The sequence below is a fragment of the Halioglobus sp. HI00S01 genome, from assembly GCF_001635445.1.
In the GTDB taxonomy this organism is placed as follows: domain Bacteria; phylum Pseudomonadota; class Gammaproteobacteria; order Pseudomonadales; family Halieaceae; genus Halioglobus; species Halioglobus japonicus.
This window is the reverse complement of sequence record NZ_LWEE01000153.1, coordinates 1-309: the sequence shown is the minus strand read 5'-3', so window position 1 is coordinate 309 and position 309 is coordinate 1. Positions and strand designations below refer to the sequence as shown.

General features: G+C 61.5%; 2 pseudogenes. One reads left to right on the top strand and one right to left on the bottom strand.

Annotated elements, in window-relative coordinates:
- Positions 1-194: pseudogene (locus tag A3709_RS15015) on the top strand (inositol monophosphatase family protein); the annotation flags it as partial.
- Here the strand turns inward: A3709_RS15015 and A3709_RS23355 are convergent.
- Positions 187-309: pseudogene (locus tag A3709_RS23355) on the bottom strand (inositol monophosphatase); the annotation flags it as partial. The pseudogenes A3709_RS15015 and A3709_RS23355 sit on opposite strands and share 8 nt — an antisense overlap.

Genomic DNA, 309 nt, shown 5'->3' with positions numbered 1-309 from the left:
ACGCCGACGCGGAATACACCTGGATCATCGACCCTCTCGATGGCACCACCAACTTCGCACGCGGCATCCCCCACTACGCGATCTCCATTGCCTGCCTGCATAAGGGCAAGCTGGAACACGCGGTTGTACTCAACCCGGTACTGCGCGAGGAATTCACTGCCTCACGCGGCCGTGGCGCCTCTCTCAACGGCCGCGTGAGGCAGTGAATTCCTCGCGCAGTACCGGGTTGAGTACAACCGCGTGTTCCAGCTTGCCCTTATGCAGGCAGGCAATGGAGATCGCGTAGTGGGGGATGCCGCGTGCGAAGTT